The following is an 18,162-nucleotide window of genomic DNA, read 5'->3' as shown; positions in this document are numbered from 1 at the left end:
CCATTAACTTTATTATTTTAGCAAAAATAAGAAGAATACTCAATTGAAATTCTTTTGTATCAATGTTTGACGATGATATACAATTGCTCATTCAGCGCGTGGGCAATCCCATCCAATATGGCTTCAAGGTTTGCAGCCACTGCTTCCATCTCTTCTTTCGTTTCACAATGAAAAACAGCCGTACCTCCAGAAACTTTATTGGATTGGGTCGTTATTGTAGCGAGAATCGCTTTTTCCATCTTCATCTTTTTGCCCCCCGCCCTTTCCTCTTGGTCGGCATTTGAATAGCATTTTCAAGCACGGGAACCGCGGATATGATCTCTTTTGCCCTGACAGGATCCTTCTCTTGTGGGAGAATAAAAACACCGATTCGTCCATCATTCAAATCTCTTTTAATCAATGGAACAAGGGCGGGGGTTCCAGAATCACGAAATACTCCTAATGTGACCGAAACGTCGTGCAGAATGGCCTGTCTTTGTCCCAAGTTCGCAATTGTAGACCGGACACTGAAAGATTTCGGAGTCAGTACAAACCCCATCCCGTACTTAAGAATTTCTTCCTGTCGTTCAGGCAGTCCGATGTTCATGATATAAATGTTATCGACATATAGTCCAGCCCCATCGAACGAAAGTTCAGATTGTTCTACTTCAACGATATCCGCTAAAGTCGAACCACTCATCAGGAAGTGGGAAAGTATAAAACAGAACACGGTGGCTATCACTGCCACCCAAATATTGAAAGCCAAGTAACAGAGGGTTACAGTGAATGATGTAAATATGACAAGGTAATTCCTGCTTTCAAAAGCCACTGCGATGCCTTCAATATAAGTATTTCCCCTCGGAACAAGTTCGTAAGCGTCCATTTCTGTCAACGTATTCCGCTCCATATTTCTTACCTCTCGAAATTGGGAAGCAGCCAATGTCAAAAAGGTAACTGCTGTGAATTCTTTCTCCATTATGGAAGGAATAGCGATTGTCCCTAATCCAGCTGCAATAAAGCCGAGGGAGAGGTGAATGATTTTACCATGTAAATACGTAGGGTATTGACGATAATCGCTTCTCAGCATAAAAACGCGCACTGCGGTTCCTACAATAATTCCGAATATGATCGGGTACGTATATTCATTCACACCCAAGCAGCCCCTTTCTTCCTCGACTTTTGTTTTTGTACCTTTGCTTTCAAATGGTCCACCCCGTTGAGGATCAGAATCCACAACAATCCTTGTATGACAAATAACAGAATAACGTTCATTTCAATCAACCCTTCTAAAGAAAAAAGCGAGAAGACTGAGTATGACCATAAAGTTCCACAAGCATTCACTAAGAACCACATTCCTATCAAACTTTCCACGCTATCTGAAAACTTGTGAAAAATATACAGAAGCAGGAAAACCAACAAAGATAACCCCGGAAACTCCAACCATACTGGATTGACCAGAAAAAACAATTGAATAGATGTATAACCTATACTGAGGACAAATGGCCATACATGTAAGAGAAATCGCTTTTTATTCCTTATCCAATAGTAAATACCAAAAATAGCTATCGTAAAGGTATGAATATACATGAAATGTTCAGAAAAATACGGAGTAATATTGTATGTAATCATCAAAAGACTGCACAAAAGGAGGAGCGGATTCCTTATTGAAGCTTTTTGTGTAAAGAAGAAGAGGATAATGACAATCACCCAGCTGTACCAATAAAATTCCGCTTCCATGACTCCATCGCCCCCCATATGTAAAGCCATTCAAACCGATTTATTTCGATTACAACCATAATTCATTCAAAAATATAGTTCTTCTTTATTATGGGGGTAAAAAACCTTCTTTAAACATCTCAAATAAAAAAGCTTATGACTATAGTCATAAGCTAGCGACTCAATCGCTGATCCACCCATTCCTTTGTTTTCCCATACAAAACATACGGTTGATCTTTGAATTGATTTACATCAGTAATATTTAACAGCATCATCGCAACTTTCACTTCGTGATGGATATGGAGAATCTCATCCTCTAAAGCCTGCTCTCCTTCATCCAAAAGGACTCTAAGCAAAGCTCCTGCCATTCCAAAGGCCTGTGCTCCAAGCACCATGGCTTTGACGCCATCCAGCCCATTACGGATACCGCCCGAACCTATTATATGGATATCAGGGTGGTTTTCCCTGGCTTCCAAAACCGATACCGGAGTGGGAATTCCCCAGTTGTTGTACGAAGCCAGCTGCTTTTTCCTTCGCATGTTTTCAACTTTTGAGAAGTTCGTTCCCCCTCTCCCCCCTACATCGATATAGTTTACACCAAGAGACTTTAATGTTTTGACAGTCTCCCTGGACATTCCATACCCTACCTCTTTAATGATCACAGGAACGGATATACCATTAAGGATACGTTCGATTTTCTCCAATCGTTGAGTGAAATCCCTATCCCCTTCAGGCATAATCATCTCCTGTAGTGTATTGATATGAATCTGCAATGCATCGGCTTGAAGCATTTCCACCGCTTCTTCCGCCTGTTCAATGGTTCCCTCACTACCTATATTAGCAAAAACGACACCTTCCGGATTCACCCGGCGAACCACCTCGTATGTAGTACGTTCTTCGGGATTTTTAAGTGCTGACATTTGAGACCCTACAGCCATACCAATTCCAGTCCTGCTGGCCACTTCAGCGATTTTTCTATTGATTTCTTCCGTTTTCTCTCCGCCGCCTCCAGTCATCGCATTAACAAAAAGAGGGGAACTTAAATTAAGTTCCCCTACTTGTGCATCTATGCTGAGTTGATCAAAGTCAAGCTGAGCTAAACTTTGATGAACGATATCCATATCATCAAAATGATTGTGGAAATCGCGGTCATGACCTAAGGCATGGCGGATATGATCGATCTTTCTTTCAGACCTTGACATACCCTTCACCAACTCTTTTATTTTTTATACTTGTCCAGTTTGTCACCAATCATGTCACTTAGAGAAAAGCCGGAGTTGTCCTCTTCTTTTTCATACTGTTGGATTTCTTCGCGAGCTTCGTCCCGCTCCAATTCCTTCATGCTTAAAGAAAGACGTTTTGCGTTTTCATCTACATCAAGGACTTTCACTTCCACCTGTTGACCTTCATCAAGGACTTCATCAGGTGTTCCGATATGACGGTTGGAAATTTGAGATATATGCACAAGACCTTCTACTCCCGGGAATACTTCGACAAATGCACCGAAGCTTACCAGGCGTTTAACAGTTCCATTTAAAACTTCGCCTTGTGAAACTTTATTTTGGATGTCATGCCAAGGACCAGGTTGAGTTGCCTTCAGGGAAAGGGAAATCCTTTCATTGTCACGGTCTACAGAAAGAACTTTGACTTCTACTCGCTGACCCTCTTCTACTACATCAGAGGCCTTCTCGACATGCTGATGAGATAGCTGAGAGATATGTACGAGTCCGTCAATACCTCCTAGATTTACGAAAGCACCAAAATCAGTGAGTCTTTGAACCGTCCCTTCCACAACTTGTCCTTCTTCAAGAGACTGAAGCACTTCATGTTTCTTCGCAGATTCTTCTTCCTCAACTACTGCACGATGAGATAGGATGACGCGATTCTGTTCACGATCCAATTCCACGACTTTCAAGGTCAATGTTTTACCTTTATAATCCTCAAAATCTTCTACGTAGTAGGTTTCAACAAGAGAAGCAGGAATGAATCCTCTTAAGCCGATATCAACGACAAGACCGCCTTTTACGACATCCTTGACTTCAGCTTCGAAAATTTCTCCACTCTCATACTTAGCTTCTAAGTCTTCCCATGCTTTGTCAGCATCGACAGCACGTTTGGATAATACGATTTCATCATCTTCCACTTTTTTCACTTGTAGAGTCAGTTCGTCACCTTCACTTACTGCATCAGAAGCTTTTTCTACATGAAGGCTGGATAATTCACTAATGGGCACAATCCCCTCAACTTTATATCCAACATCTACAAGGACCTGTTTTTCTTCGATTTTGACGACTTTACCCGTCACGATGTCCCCTGCAGAGAATTCTTGCATTCCAGATACTTCTTGATTCATTTCATCCATACCAAGCTACCTCCTTCAATTTCCGACACAACCTTAAATACAGAAATGCCCTTTTGTCTAACTTCTAATATTTAGACGATTTTGTCAAGTGATTACGCCCTATTCACTATGAATTTTATGCAATTGTCTGATTTCTTCCATAATTCGATCGGTTACGACCTTCGCAGAGGCTTTCTCTTGTCGATATTCCGTCATATCAATGGGCTTCCCATATACCACTTTTAAGGGCTTGAATGTTCGATACGGCCCTATGATTGCACACGGGACGACATAAGCTTCAGAACGTAACGCAAAGAAACCAGCTCCAGCTAACCCTTGACCAACTTCTCCACTCTTCTGCCTTGTGCCTTCAGGGAACAAACCTAAAGCGTTGTTACCCTCAAGTACTTCCAGGCCTTTACGAAGCGCATTTCGATCACGCATTCCGCGTTTAATTGGAAATGCATGAACTCTTTTCAATATACCCCCAAGTACAGGGTTTTTAAACAATTCTTCTTTTGCCATGAAATAAATATCCCGGTTGCTTGTAATCCCTACGACAGGCGGGTCGACATTGGCGATGTGGTTGGAACAAATAAGCACAGGCCCTTCTTTCGGGATGTTCTCTCTACCGATGACCTTGATCCGGTACAAGGGATATAGAAGTACAGTACAAATAAACTTCCCTAATTTATACAGGTTCATTTCTTACGCCTCCAATAATCCTTTTTCTTCAATGATTTCAATGATTTTGGAAACCACTTGTTCAATGTTCAAAGAAGTGGTGTCCACTTCGATGGCGTCTTCTGCTTTGACTAATGGTGCTGTCTCTCGGTTGGAGTCGATTTCATCTCGTCTTCTAATCTCTTCCTTCAGCTGCTCAAGGTCAGAGTCATACCCTTTTTCAAGATTTTCTTTATGACGCCTTTCTGCACGTTCAGCAACGGAAGCGACCATGAATATCTTGACCTCTGCATCAGGAAGCACATGAGTCCCTATATCTCTACCATCCATCACGACGCCTTGTTTTTTTACTAAATCCTGCTGCCTCTTTACCATCTCTTCACGTACGCTTTTATGTTTGGCAACGATTGACACTTGATTGGTCACTTCATGAGTCCGTATATCATCTGAAACATCTGTACCATCCAGAATCACACGCTGACCATGATCAGACTGCACCAATTCAAGGTCTGTCTTTTCTAACAGTGTCGTCAACGCTTGTTCATCTTCCAGATTGATGCTGTTTTGAATCGCCTTCCATGTAAGTGCACGATACATTGCTCCAGTATCTACATAAATGATTGATAATTTTTCAGCTACTTTTTTTGCAACCGTACTTTTACCTGCAGCTGCAGGGCCGTCAATAGCAATAGTCATAGTATTCATCTTTTTCATAATCCTCCATCATTCCTTACTACGTGCAAAAGCGCACTTGTTTATAGAAGCGCGCTTTCATTAAGTATAGTTGTTTCCATTTACTTCAACAGAATAACATAACCGATTCATTGAAATCCATAAAAATAACTAGCTCATACCGAGCTTGCGCATTTCCATCTGCTTCTCGAAACTGTATTGTATGATCCATTGTCTTTTTTTCTCTGTCATATCCTTGAATTCAATCGAAAGCCTTTCTAATGACCCTTGTTTCACTTCTGACAAACGGACGACTTTCCCTTTTGTCTCTATATATTGATATTCACCTGAATTCATGGGGAGCACAAGTGTCAATTCGACTTCCTCGTCAACCGAAACATTCTCATACGGACGTTTGGCCAGCGCTATTCCACCACCGCTGATGTCATGTGAAATAGTCGTATATGTATGGTTGGCTTTTCTTAACGATATGTCTATGGACGCTTCTACTCTGACGTACTTCCTCCGCTGGATACGAACTAAATCATTCTCTTGCGGGAATGATAGCAGAATGACAGGAATTTTCATCTTTTTTCTGGCTACCACTTCTGTATCAAACCGGTAAACGGAGTTATCTTTTCCTACGAAACTTGCCTTGAACTGGGTACCCTCCAAAAAGAAACCGGTTCTTCCTGTGTTTTGATTGACAGGGTAATCAATATAAATACATTGATCGTCTTTATCGACTAACTTGCATTTATATGTTTCCTGTTCATTTTTTTGATTATTGAATGCCTCCAGGGTAATTGACATCCCGACGCTGATCCTCTGCAAACGAATCGCTCCTTCTACACCTTTTGTATGAGTATAATTATCCCATGTTCAACCACGAAAAGGAAGAACAAATCGCCATAATAAAAAGACCACTAATAGTTAGTGGTCTCATCATTAAACATCTTTATTGAATTTGACTTCAGCCTCTTTCAAAGTTTCTATTTTCTCTTCATCTCCATTTGATGCATTGATAAAGATCCGATAGGTTGTATTATCCATCGTCGTCAAAAATTCATAACAAAGGACTTGTTCTTTAAGGTCATTTTCTATGACAGCTAAATAATTTTCTTGTATTTTCAATTGCGGGTTGACTTTAGTCTTGGCTTCTTCTTCAGAAATCTCAGGATCATTCAAGCCTCGATCATTATGATAATTGTAATACTCACGAGCTGACAATCCCAGGACTTCCCCATTGTCCAAAGCAACTTTCACGACAATAGAATCCGGGTAATAACGAACTCCATCCTTCGTGTAAACAAAACGGAACACGCCCAATTTATCGTACTGGTTGCTTTCAATCAGCTCTAGACCTTCGACTTCAAGTCCACCAAGATATTTTACCGCTTTATTGGACGCTTCATGTAAACTGATTTCTGCGTCTTTTAGAGGACGGCTGATCATTAATGTCAATGGATGTCCGCCTTTTTCCGTTAAATCGATGTAACCATTCTTTTCTCCTGATTGGAAAGAGGCTGTATAAGTTGGTACATCGGCCCCTTTGCCGGATTTCGTAATGGTCAATTTAGACGGATCTACTTTTTCAAGCCAATTGCTGGCTATCTTTTTGACTTCTTCCTCACTGACTTTGTCCCCTTTTAAATATCGAAAACTTTTTTCCGGTCCGCGATTTCCCATCCCGGCTTCCATTGTAGACTGTGTATACCCATCAACGGATTTTTCTACAGTTTTGAACCCATTTATAATGGTATTATCCCCGACCTCATCATTGGTCGCAAGCGCGAGCTGTACGTCCATCCAGCGCAAGTTATCTTTTAACACTACATTTTGAACCTTGCGCAATTCATTACGTATCTCCCCTGATTGCTTGTGCAATGTCTTTAATACTTCCACTTCTTTTTCACTCAAAGGCTTTTTCTCTAAGTCACGAACCGCAGTACGATAAGCGAAATCTCCTACATCAAACAAAAATTCCTCAGTTTTATTGAATGGTAAGAGCGTAAGCGGGAGCTGTCCTACATCCGTATTGGCTTCAGAAGTTATCTTCCAAATTTCAGCCAACTGTGGAGATAAGCTTTTTCTTGAGTTCATGGCTAATGTCGAGCCTATTTTATCGTTCAATAAGTCGATATTGTAAGTGAGGTCGTGAAAAGCTCTTTGGTAACTGTTTTCGGCCTGTATCAGAACGGCGTTTTTATCTTGATTTTCTTTATAACCCCAAACAGCTGAACCCACTGTCGTAAGGCTAAGAATAATGATGATGATAGTCCTCAGCATACTTCCACCTCCTATTTACAGAAGATATGTTTTCCGATTTGTTTAATTTGTGGACGCGACCAAATCCAACTGGAAGTCGCAGTATTCGGGTTGAAATAATATAATGCCTGCCCGGAAGGATCCCAGCCGTTAATCGCATCTAACACAGCTTCTTTAGCCTGTTCATTCGGTGTGAGCCAAATTTGTCCATCACTGACAGCGGTAAACGCCCTGGGTTCAAAGATGACACCGGAAACCGAATTCGGGAACGAGGCGCTGCTTACTCGGTTCAAAATAACTGCCGCTACAGCCACCTGACCTACGTACGGTTCCCCCCTGGCTTCGCCGTATACAGCATTAGCCATCAATTGAATATCATTTTGGGAATAACCACTCGGAACATTGACAGCAGTTTGTTCCTGCGGCTGCTGTTTAGCTGCTTTTTGTTGTTGTGTTTTCTGCTGCGTTTGTTTCGTTTGCTGCTCTTTTGGTACGCCGCCATAATACGTGAATTCGTTCCCTTGCCTGATTTGCTCTTTCACATAACCTTCATCATATTTGCTGGCCTTGACTAGTTTGTCTTTTACATTCTGCCCGACGAGACCATCAATCTCTAATCCAAACTCTGACTGGAAATTCCGGACCGCCCAATAGGTACCCCATCCGAACACCCCATCAATCTTACCCTTATAAAAACCTAAATATTGAAGCCTGGATTGCAGTTCTATGACATCGTCACCAACGGCACCTTTTTGAATGACTTGATTGGAAAACCCTTGGACCGGCTGGACTGTCGCCCATTCGGAGAAAGGTAAAATCAACATGGCCATACCCAGGAACACGATTATCGTCTTCTTCCAAATCATGAGTAGATCACCTCTGCACCAAGTAATATATTGATACCGCTAGTTTCTATCTGATTGAGAACTTTATACATGCCCCCTAATAAAAAAACCGCCGGTAACGGCGGTTTAGACAAACATGGTCATAGTTTCATCATATTTTCATGATGTTGATTGGCGAGGCGGATCTTTCTGAATCCGATAATCCATAAAACGATCATAAATGGAGTGATATAGTAAAGCCAGGTATGTTCCAAAGCTGTTATCATATAGTCATAAAAACTATGTAAAAAAACAGGAATAATCAAGGCCAATAAGAGCGACAACCTTGTTGAAGCATCGATAAATTTTGCTTTTCCCATGTAATAGCCCATAATCAATCCGAACAAGGCATGAGAAGAAACAGGGAAGATGGCACGAAGAAGAGCGATTTCAATACCGTTAGATAAGATATAAAATATATTTTCAATAGTTGCAAACCCCAGGCTGATCGCCACTCCATATATAATACCATCATAGTGGTGATCAAAGTCCGCATGACGAAAGGCAACAAATAGTAAAAAGAACCACTTGAAAAATTCCTCCAGAGCTCCCGCTAAAAAAAACGACTTCAAAAAGGGGGTTTGAAATAAACCTTCCGTTTCAAAAGCATATTGAATGAATGTCAATGGAAACACCATAATGACTCCGATGACAAACATTCGGATGATAAGCGGCAGAGGTTCTAATTCGATCCGCTTACTTAAATAGATGAATGTCATGATCGCAACAGCAGGAGAAATCGCCGCAGTTAATATCGCCATAGTGCATCAGCCCTCTTTCAATGTATCCACTACAATTTATCGTACCACGTAGAGGAGATGAAAGATAGAATGAATACCAATTCACACCATGTAAAGGATTTGGATGTCTTATTTAGATAGGTTGTGTTAATGCTTACTATTAAATTTGTTCATTCACGTATCTATACCTTTCCTACCACTCATGATTACCCCATTATTAAAAGCAGCGGGTTTTTTAACTTTTTTGGGTGGATGTGGACTCGATCAGTAAGTAATCTCCCCTTCATAATCTGAAGCTAGTATGACTGCAAGCTTGATCCTAGCCTTTTTGCTGTCATCATCATCCCCCATAATCACCCCATGCTTATATAGGTCATAGGCACTCCCTAAGTAATCATATGTTGTGTATACTGACCCTTCTTCCGAAGTTGTCGTAACCACAAGGGTAATCCCATCCTCAATAGCTTTTATAATTTCAGGCATCATTCCAGGGGCGACTTGTCCACGCCCAACCCCTTCTAAAATAATTCCCTTTGCTCCGCTTTCCCTGGCCGCTTTGATGAATGTACCGTCAGCACCGGAGTATGTTTTAACTATATCCACTCTAGGTATTTCTTTGACGACATCATAATTTTCACGCTTGATAGGCTTTTGATAAATATGAACTTCATCATTATCGATAATCCCCAGGTACCCAAAACCGAATGCGTTGAATCCTTGAATGTTGGATGCATGTTCTTTCTTAACATACTTAGCCGGGAAAATTCGTTCGTTGAAAACTACAACGGCGCCTGCATCATGCAAATCCTTACTGCATGCTGAATAAATCGCGTGGCGGAGATTGATATAAGCATCGCTCCCCATTTCACCAGGTGATCGCTGAGATCCTGTTATAACCACAGGTCGGGAAGCATCAATGGTTAAGTCCAAAAAATATGCGCTTTCTTCAAGTGAATCCGTACCGTGAGTGACAACGACACCCGAAATAGAAGGGTCCTGGAAATAATGTTCAATTTTTTCTTTAAGTAAAAGCAGATCTTCAAAAGCGATATGCATACTCGGTTTTTGAAACACAGATTCAATCGTGACATCAATATCTGTAGGTAATTTCAGCATTCGAGCCAATTCCTCTCCAGTCAAGGCTCCTGAAGACAGTTTACCTGATTCTTCATTAGGTACACTTGCTATCGTTCCGCCAGTCGTCAACAAAACCACTTTACTCATCAAAATTCCACCCTTCTTGTCATATGTATACGTGGAGCAATTCTTTGGATCAGGAAGAAAAATCCCGGAGCCAACCCCCGGGATGTTCAATTATTGTTTCATATCCTTGGCAATTTTACCGCCGTGATGGCGTCCATTTTCAATGAAAATTTCGTTATTGTTGTATCCGGCCGCAATGACACCGGCGATATAAATTCCTTCGACGTTCGTTTCCATTGTATCTTCATTAAAATGAGGGCGACCTGTTTCTTGATCGATTTCAACCCCCATTTTCTTCAAGAATTGATGATCAGGACGGTAACCAGTCATAGCAAAGACGAAATCATTAGCAACTCGTTTAATTTCTCCCTTGCATTCATAGATGACTTCATCATCGGTAATCTCTTTCACGTGTGCACAAAACTCCATATCAACAATCCCTTTTCGCACAAGACCCTCAAATTGAGGCAGAATCCATGGCTTGATACTTTGCGAGTATTGTTCTCCACGGTATAAAACCGTAACTTTGGCACCAGCTTTCTCTAATTCTAGAGCTGCATCGGCTGCGGAGTTTTTTCCACCTATGATAACAACATTTTTATTGTAGTATGGGTGAGCTTCCTTGAAGTAATGCATGACCTTAGGCAGCTCTTCTCCTTTTACTCCCATATAGTTCGGCTGATCATAATACCCGGTCGCGACAACGACACTTCCAGCAGTATACCGCCCTTTTTCACCTGTCTTCTTTTCAGTATCAAGGACGAACTCCCCATCTTTTTTCGTTACTCCTACTACTTTCTCAAAAGCATGAATTCTCAAAGATTCACGCTCTGCCACAGCCCGATAATAAGCTAAAGCTTCGTTACGAACCGGTTTTTGACGCTCAGAAATAAACGGTATATTCCCTATCTCCAGTTTTTCACTGGAACTGAAAAATGTTTGGTGTGTGGGGTAATGATAAATCGAATTGACAATGTTCCCTTTTTCTATAATTAATGGATCGATGCCTTCTCTTTTTAATTCAATGGCGGTACTCATCCCGCAAGGTCCGCCTCCGATAATAATGACTTTTTCCTGTTGCACCTTCAACACTCCTCTTTCCGGACAGAAGCTTTGATAAGCTTGTTTATAAACATAATAAATCTCCTACCATACAAATGATAGGAGATTATGTGGATCAAATCAACTTATACCCATCCACGGAACCTGGAAGCTTCAGCCATTTTCCGTACACCGACCATATAAGCGGCAAGTCTCATATCGACCCGGCGTGTTTCCGCAGTGTTATAGACATTGTCAAACCCTTTGACGATCACTTTGTGAAGCTTCTCTTCCACTTCTTCTTCTGTCCAATAATACCCCTGATTGTTTTGGACCCACTCGAAGTAAGAAACCGTGACCCCGCCAGAAGAGGCCAACACGTCCGGAACAAGCAGGATCCCTCTTTCTGATAATATGCGAGTCGCATCTAATGTTGTCGGCCCATTGGCTGCTTCTACAACGATAGACGCTTTTATGTTATAAGCATTATCTTCTGTAATTTGGTTCTCGATAGCTGCCGGGACTAAAATATCACAATCCAACTCAAGCAGCTCTTCGTTAGATATTGTATTTTTGAATAAATTCGTAACTGTACCGAAACTGTCCCTGCGATCGAGTAAGTAATCAATATCTAAACCGTTCGGGTCATGTAAGCCGCCATAAGCATCTGATATACCGATGACTTTCGCTCCGCGATCATGCATGAATTTCGCTAAGAAACTGCCTGCATTTCCGAAACCTTGAACGACGACTCTTGCGCCCTCGACTTCTATCCCCTTTTTCTTCGCCGCTTCTTCTATGCAGATTGTAACGCCTTTGGCTGTGGCGGTTTCACGACCATGGGACCCGCCTAACACCAACGGTTTCCCTGTAATGAATCCCGGGTTATTGAATTCATCGATACGGCTGTATTCATCCATCATCCATGCCATGATTTGAGAGTTGGTAAACACATCAGGAGCAGGAATATCTTTGGTTGGTCCTACGATCTGGCTGATCGCACGAACATACCCACGACTTACCCCTTCCAATTCACGGAATGACATTTCACGCGGATCGCAGATTATACCGCCTTTTCCTCCACCATATGGGAGGTCTACGATACCGGCTTTAAGGCTCATCCAGATGGAAAGAGCTTTTACTTCTTTTTCACTGACGTTAGGGTGGAAACGTACGCCACCTTTCGTCGGGCCGACAGCATCGTTATGCTGGGCACGGAAACCGGTGAATATTTTAATTTGGTCATTATCCATGCGAACCGGAATACGAACGGTCATCATCCGTACAGGTTCTTTCATTAATTCATATACTTCATTAGGATAACCTAATTTATCAAGCGCTTTTTTGACCACCGTTTGCGTGGACTTCAACACGTCAAGTTTATCGTTAATCTCATTTGCAGAATCTGTTGGCTTATCGGCTACCATCCATTTACCTCCTATATCCATCCATTCGCTTTCTGGCTCGTCTTTCAGTCAATAGTATACACCCTCATACCACTTATGGAAAGCGGTTATTGAGGAAAATACAGGTTTCCCCCTACGAAATGTAAGCGATTGCGAGGGGACTTATTTATGAGACGAGGAAAGCTCAACGAATTTTTGAATAAGATCATCATAACTCCATCCGACTTCTTGTGCGGAGTCCGGAAACAGACTCGTCGGGGTCATGCCAGGTAATGTATTGACTTCCAAAATAATCGGTTCATTGTTCTCATTGATAATGAAGTCTACTCGAGAGTACACTTCACAACCTAACAATTGATGTGCCAAAACGGCTTCCTCTTTCAGACGTTCAGTCAAAGGTAAGTCAAGATGAGCGGGAACGATGTGTTCACTACCACCTGGTTTATATTTTGAGTCAAAATCATAATAATCATTCTTTGGAATGATCTCTATAACAGGCAGAGCCTGCTCCTTACCTTTTTGACCTACGACTGGAACAGTTACTTCACGGCCACCGATATATTCTTCTACAAGAATGGTAGAATCGGATTGTGCTGCCGTTTCAATTCCTTGTCTAATTTGAGAAGCTTCTTTTACTATGGTAAGACCGAGCGTAGAACCCTCTTGATTAGGCTTAATGACAAACGGCAGATTAAAGGTTGTTTCAATATGTTTTTGAATAGAGTCAAAGGTTTCACGTTTCGTTACATCATAGGATTCACTCCTGGCAGTAAGAATGCCTTTTGAAGAAAAAATTTGTTTGGATTTAGCTTTATCCATGGCTAGAGCTGACGCCAAAACCCCTGAACCGACATAAGGAAGGCCAACCATATCCAATAACCCTTGGATCCTGCCATCCTCTCCAAAACGTCCATGCAATCCAATGAAAACCATATCGACGTCCAATTTCAATATTTCACTTATTTTTTCAGGTGAAAAATCAATCCCCACGACATCGTGGCCTTTATTTTTCAACGCTTGTATTATTCCCTTTCCGGTTGACAAAGAAACTTCTCTTTCTCCTGAAGTTCCTCCATATAGAACAGCAATCTTCATCGGGTACACTCCATTTCATTTCTACATAAAAAATTACATCATATTACTCTTCCATCTTAACATGTTCATGTATACGCTTCTATTAAAAAACAAAGCACTTTCATTCTTCCTTCATCATTTCATATAATCAGGTTTTAAAACTTCTTTGGGAATCCGCGGTAGATCCTCACTTGATGCTTTTAAACCGGCTGATATAAATAAAAGGATCTGTTATTGCTTGGTGTTGTTATTTCGCCTGGGAGCTTGTATTCGCTCTTTCTGTCCTGGAATTTGTATGAGGCGGCCTTTTAGAATGACTCCCTTTCCGTGGGGTACCGTGAGCCTCCTCAGGCTTCGCCTTCCGGGGTCTCACGATGTACCTTTATCCCACAGGAGTCTCGCCATTCTAAAAGGCCGCCTCTTCAAAGTAGAAGGAGCGGAAAGTCCATTACCGAAGTCCAGTACTCCAACTACGAACGGGATGGCAGGGAAAACAGGTAGACTCCTGCAGGAAAAAGGAACAAGGTGAGACCCCGGAGAACGAAGTTCGAGGAGGCTCAGCGTTCCCCGCGGAAAGCGGACTGTTTTCCCTGCCATCCCATGCTCTGAGTGAATAACAGACCGGCCCCCAAATTCCAGACGAGGACTATTTAGTAATCGTTTAAAATATCAACAACAGACTTTAACAGAGCCAAATAAAAAAGAACGAGGCGATAAGCTTCGTTCACAATTTTCGTATTAAGCAAAATATTTATATATGGTCTCGCATGCATCTCCAACCATGATTTTCTTCCCGTATTCAATCAACCGATGAGAAGTGGCTGCGGATGCAGAAGCAAATTCAGATAACAACGCAATGACCTGATCAGGGTCTAAATGGGTGATATCCTCATCTTGGAGGAGCATATAGTAGGAACCCTGATAATGATAAACGCTTCCCCCAGTTACATCCAGTCTGTGCAGATGTATTCCAGCTTGAATGATATCTTCAAAGTCAACGAAGGAAAACATCATCTCTTCACTCTCATCCAATGTCACTTTCAACTCCATGTAGTCTTCATCATCTTCTAAGTCTTCCGACTCAGTTCGCGTGACCACGACGAGCATACCCTGCGCTTGTAATAAATATACCTGCACAAGTAAAACTCCCGTAAGCTCAACACCGAGTTCAACACCTGCATCATACATCATATCACTGAAAATCCTATGGACACGGGGCAGGTCGCTCCATAATTCATCGCGTGACAACCCTCTGTCCATAAGATCATCAAAGGTTAGGAAAATTTTAAACTTCTCATTGGTCATTCTCTCTATTCGCACATGATCGCCCCCCTGTCACAGTCTGTGTTATCTTTATCTTATGATGGCTTATGCGAATATGGCACCATTTTTCAAATTATATATGACCCAATCTTACAGGGGCAAACATTTTTAAGCGATTCTTTACTTTTCTTCAGCCAGCCAGGCATCCCACTCCGATTTATTGTTTCCAACTTCAAAAGGTCGTACACGTTCCTTTTCTGAAGGAGATAAGCTGTGATAGGCATATCCCCCCAGACCAATTTTCAAGTCAGGGAACGAATCCTGTAGAGATTCTGCCATCTTAAGGGAGGCGGGTACATTCCTTTTTAGAGTACAAGACATGAATAAATAGGTAGGGTCGACTTCTCTGATGACCGTATCCATATCTTTAGGAATAATGCTCTGTCCAAGGTATATGACGTCATAGCCTTTGCGCTTAAGGTACAGGGCAAAGATCAACAGCCCAAGTTCATGACGCTCTTCGGGACCACAGACCAATAAAGCCTTAGGTAAAATCGGTTCAACAGGAATGGATAACAACATCATCCCCATCCTTGACCTTAAGAAATGGCTGGCAAAGTGCTCATGAGCACTTGTAATCTTGTTTACCTCCCATAAATCTCCCACCTTCATCAACATAGGGCCGATGATATCAATGGCGACTGTCTCAGGGGTAAATAAACTGAAAGAGTGATCCATGATTCTTTGAGCTTCCTGTTCGTTAAAGGATAATAATGCTTCGATCAAATCATTACTGATGGAATCAAGCTGATTCGTGTCAACAACATTATTTCCACCTGATGTGAAAGGATCACTGCTTTCCAGTAAGGAAACGGCTTGAGAAATGGTAAAACCTTTATCTACTTTTTCCATCAACCATTTTAATATTTTAATATGTTCATCCGTATATAACCTATGTCCCGCCTCATTCCTCGTCGGCCTGATCATGCGATACCGTCGCTCCCATGCTCTGAGCGTGCCAGGTTGAATGCCAACCATTTGTGAGACGGCTTTTATGTTGTATTTCGGTTTCGTACTAGCCATTGGACGTTCCTCCACTATTTGGATTTACATCCATTATAGCCGAACCTATTTTCTTGTGTAAAATTTGTATACTTTTTTTAATACTTTTGCAAAACTTTCAGTCTTCATTCACTACTGTGATGATATGACATTCAGCTTTTGTCCCCAGCCTAAGTGGAAGCAATGTCGTTCCATATCCTTCACTGACCAACAATGGTTTACCATCCTTTTGGAACCATCCTCCACTCGTAAACGGACCTAAACCGAATATTCGTATCTGTCCTCCATGGGTATGCCCGGTCAAAATAAGGTCATACATTTCACGATCCTTTTCATTCATGTTGTAAAAAACATATGGATCATGGACACAAAGGATTTGAAATGGGTAACGCTCTTTCAAATGATACATTTCTCTTCTAGGTTTCATAAAATAAGGGTCTATCCCGGTGAGGGCTACTTTTCGGTTATTGGATAGACTTACGATGTCATCAGTATTGGATAAAGTAACGATTTCATTCCCTTCTAAAATCTTGACTAAATCTTCCCCGATCAATTCACGGTCGTTGTTTCCAGGAATGAAATAAACCGGCGCCCCCCACTCCTTCAAAACCTTTAAATTTTCCTTAAGCCTTGATATAGATGTTCGTTTATCAACTAAGTCTCCACCTATGATCACAAGATCGGCATCCTTGACTTCATTCATTGTTCGGGGCCGGAGGGCTCGGTTATGGATATCAGAAATAAAAAAAATGTTCATAGGTTGTTCGTATGGATACTCAGCAGCTTTAATGGTTTTTCTATTCACCTGATCGCTTTGAGCCTTGTGCACCATATAGATGAACATGACCAAACCTAAGATTAGTGTGATTACTACTACTCCAAGCCACATATGTGCCGCACCTCTTAAAAAATTTGTAAATTTTATCTTACCATACTTTGTCAAACACAAAAAAGCCGACTCCTCTCAACTTCATTAATAAGGAGTCAGCTATCTGCTCTGTGCTCTCTCAACACAGAAGTTTCTTATAGGAGCAATGCCTTTTAAGAATGAGATGTAATAAAGATCAATAAGCAGGCAGGTATTTCATTAGAAAGTCCTTTTGCTTATAAAATAACATCAACACACGCCCGAAGGGACCTGTTTCTTAAACCTCTTTGACACTCAGGATACGGAAGCCTTCTTTTTCAAGCTTCTTTGTAAACTGTTTGATATTATCATTTTTCTCGACTTTCAACACGATCCTTCTTGCCAGTTTATCTGTTTCGTCAAAAGTCGCAAGCGAAATGACATTTTCGTGGTGACTCTTTATGATATTCCCTAGTCGCTCAATTCTTCCTGCAGATTCTTCTGAAGTGAAGGCGATACGCACTCCCTTCTTCTTCGTTCCGAATGCGCTTTGGAATTGTTCTATGACATCAAAACGGGTCACTAAACCTTGAAATTTCCGATTGGAGTCTGTAACGGCTAAAACAGGAAAACCTTTGAATAAAGGGAGTGTCCGTTCAAATACTTCTTCGTCATGAATATAGTAATCCGGATGTTCGCATACATCCCCTGCAGTCGTTTCATTCAAAAAGGCATCTTTATCTGAGTTTTCACTTTTAAAGAACGCTCGATAAATGATCCCCTTAGACACCATCCCTACAAAGATGCCATTATCAACTACAGGCATCGCTTCAATATCATTCTCTTCAAGAACTTCCAAAATATCCTTCAACACCTCACCCTTTTGAGCTTTATAGGATTTGTGTGCTGGTTTCATAATCCCTTTAACAAACATACATTCACCTCTCTATAGTCTATTCCTCTTATTATTTCTCCATCTATG

The 18,162-nt window shown here is 41.4% G+C and carries 19 protein-coding genes; all 19 read right to left on the bottom strand.

Going from position 1 to position 18,162, the window contains the following annotated elements; all coding sequences use genetic code 11:
- Positions 1–59: 59 nt before the first annotated feature.
- Positions 60–245: a capping complex subunit for YIEGIA gene (locus LCL89_RS02990; protein WP_197316200.1), complete on the bottom strand. Its 186-nt coding sequence runs from the start codon at positions 243–245 to the stop codon at positions 60–62.
- Entirely contained in the window at positions 242–1,129 is an 888-nt protein-coding gene (locus tag LCL89_RS02985) for a YIEGIA family protein (protein ID WP_224807609.1), read from the bottom strand. Before LCL89_RS02985 ends, LCL89_RS02990 begins: the two co-directional genes overlap by 4 nt.
- A complete protein-coding gene (locus LCL89_RS02980; RefSeq protein ID WP_224807608.1) occupies positions 1,126–1,746 on the bottom strand; it encodes a YphA family membrane protein in 621 nt (206 codons plus the stop codon). Before LCL89_RS02980 ends, LCL89_RS02985 begins: the two co-directional genes overlap by 4 nt.
- A 122-nt stretch (positions 1,747–1,868) precedes the next feature.
- The gene (gene fni, locus LCL89_RS02975; RefSeq protein WP_224807607.1) at positions 1,869–2,897 is read right to left on the bottom strand and encodes a type 2 isopentenyl-diphosphate Delta-isomerase; all 1,029 of its coding nucleotides are present in this window, start codon (positions 2,895–2,897) and stop codon (positions 1,869–1,871) included.
- A 17-nt stretch (positions 2,898–2,914) separates the two neighbouring features.
- Positions 2,915–4,057: a 30S ribosomal protein S1 gene (gene rpsA / locus LCL89_RS02970; RefSeq protein ID WP_224807606.1), complete on the bottom strand. Its 1,143-nt coding sequence runs from the start codon at positions 4,055–4,057 to the stop codon at positions 2,915–2,917.
- A gap of 99 nt (positions 4,058–4,156) precedes the next feature.
- Positions 4,157–4,741 (bottom strand): lysophospholipid acyltransferase family protein, encoded by a 585-nt coding sequence (locus LCL89_RS02965; protein WP_197316204.1) that lies wholly within the window; start codon positions 4,739–4,741, stop codon positions 4,157–4,159.
- Between the two features lie 3 nt (positions 4,742–4,744).
- The gene (gene cmk / locus LCL89_RS02960) at positions 4,745–5,425 is read right to left on the bottom strand and encodes a (d)CMP kinase (RefSeq protein WP_404813389.1); all 681 of its coding nucleotides are present in this window, start codon (positions 5,423–5,425) and stop codon (positions 4,745–4,747) included.
- Positions 5,426–5,563: 138 nt separating this feature from the next.
- On the bottom strand, positions 5,564–6,226 hold the full coding sequence (locus LCL89_RS02955) for a flagellar brake protein (RefSeq protein ID WP_224807604.1): 663 nt from the start codon (positions 6,224–6,226) through the stop codon (positions 5,564–5,566).
- Positions 6,227–6,340: 114 nt separating this feature from the next.
- Positions 6,341–7,681: a germination protein YpeB gene (gene ypeB / locus LCL89_RS02950; RefSeq protein ID WP_224807602.1), complete on the bottom strand. Its 1,341-nt coding sequence runs from the start codon at positions 7,679–7,681 to the stop codon at positions 6,341–6,343.
- A gap of 11 nt (positions 7,682–7,692) precedes the next feature.
- Positions 7,693–8,526 (bottom strand): spore cortex-lytic enzyme, encoded by an 834-nt coding sequence (gene sleB / locus LCL89_RS02945; RefSeq protein WP_404813388.1) that lies wholly within the window; start codon positions 8,524–8,526, stop codon positions 7,693–7,695.
- A gap of 119 nt (positions 8,527–8,645) precedes the next feature.
- Positions 8,646–9,305: a glutamic-type intramembrane protease PrsW gene (gene prsW, locus LCL89_RS02940; protein ID WP_224807600.1), complete on the bottom strand. Its 660-nt coding sequence runs from the start codon at positions 9,303–9,305 to the stop codon at positions 8,646–8,648.
- Positions 9,306–9,548: 243 nt separating this feature from the next.
- Entirely contained in the window at positions 9,549–10,508 is a 960-nt protein-coding gene (locus LCL89_RS02935; protein ID WP_224807599.1) for an asparaginase, read from the bottom strand.
- 90 nt (positions 10,509–10,598) lie between these two features.
- Complete coding sequence (locus tag LCL89_RS02930; protein WP_224807598.1) at positions 10,599–11,570, bottom strand: YpdA family putative bacillithiol disulfide reductase; 972 nt, start codon at positions 11,568–11,570, stop codon at positions 10,599–10,601.
- 104 nt (positions 11,571–11,674) lie between these two features.
- Positions 11,675–12,955 (bottom strand): Glu/Leu/Phe/Val family dehydrogenase, encoded by a 1,281-nt coding sequence (locus LCL89_RS02925; RefSeq protein WP_224807597.1) that lies wholly within the window; start codon positions 12,953–12,955, stop codon positions 11,675–11,677.
- A gap of 141 nt (positions 12,956–13,096) precedes the next feature.
- A complete protein-coding gene (locus tag LCL89_RS02920) occupies positions 13,097–14,029 on the bottom strand; it encodes a D-alanine--D-alanine ligase (RefSeq protein WP_224807596.1) in 933 nt (310 codons plus the stop codon).
- A 717-nt stretch (positions 14,030–14,746) separates the two neighbouring features.
- Positions 14,747–15,328, bottom strand: coding sequence for a genetic competence negative regulator (locus LCL89_RS02915; protein ID WP_224807595.1), 582 nt, complete (start codon positions 15,326–15,328; stop codon positions 14,747–14,749).
- A 123-nt stretch (positions 15,329–15,451) separates the two neighbouring features.
- Positions 15,452–16,354, bottom strand: a complete 903-nt coding sequence (locus tag LCL89_RS02910) for a MerR family transcriptional regulator (protein ID WP_224807594.1) — start codon at positions 16,352–16,354, stop codon at positions 15,452–15,454.
- 97 nt (positions 16,355–16,451) lie between these two features.
- On the bottom strand, positions 16,452–17,222 hold the full coding sequence (locus LCL89_RS02905) for a metallophosphoesterase (RefSeq protein WP_224807593.1): 771 nt from the start codon (positions 17,220–17,222) through the stop codon (positions 16,452–16,454).
- Positions 17,223–17,478: 256 nt separating this feature from the next.
- Positions 17,479–18,096, bottom strand: a complete 618-nt coding sequence (locus LCL89_RS02900) for a CBS domain-containing protein (RefSeq protein WP_224807592.1) — start codon at positions 18,094–18,096, stop codon at positions 17,479–17,481.
- Between the last annotated feature and the right edge of the window lie 66 nt (positions 18,097–18,162).

The sequence above is a fragment of the Halobacillus yeomjeoni genome (assembly GCF_020171525.1).
GTDB classification, from domain to species: domain Bacteria; phylum Bacillota; class Bacilli; order Bacillales; family Halobacillaceae; genus Halobacillus; species Halobacillus yeomjeoni.
This window is presented reverse-complemented; position numbering and strand designations above follow the sequence as displayed.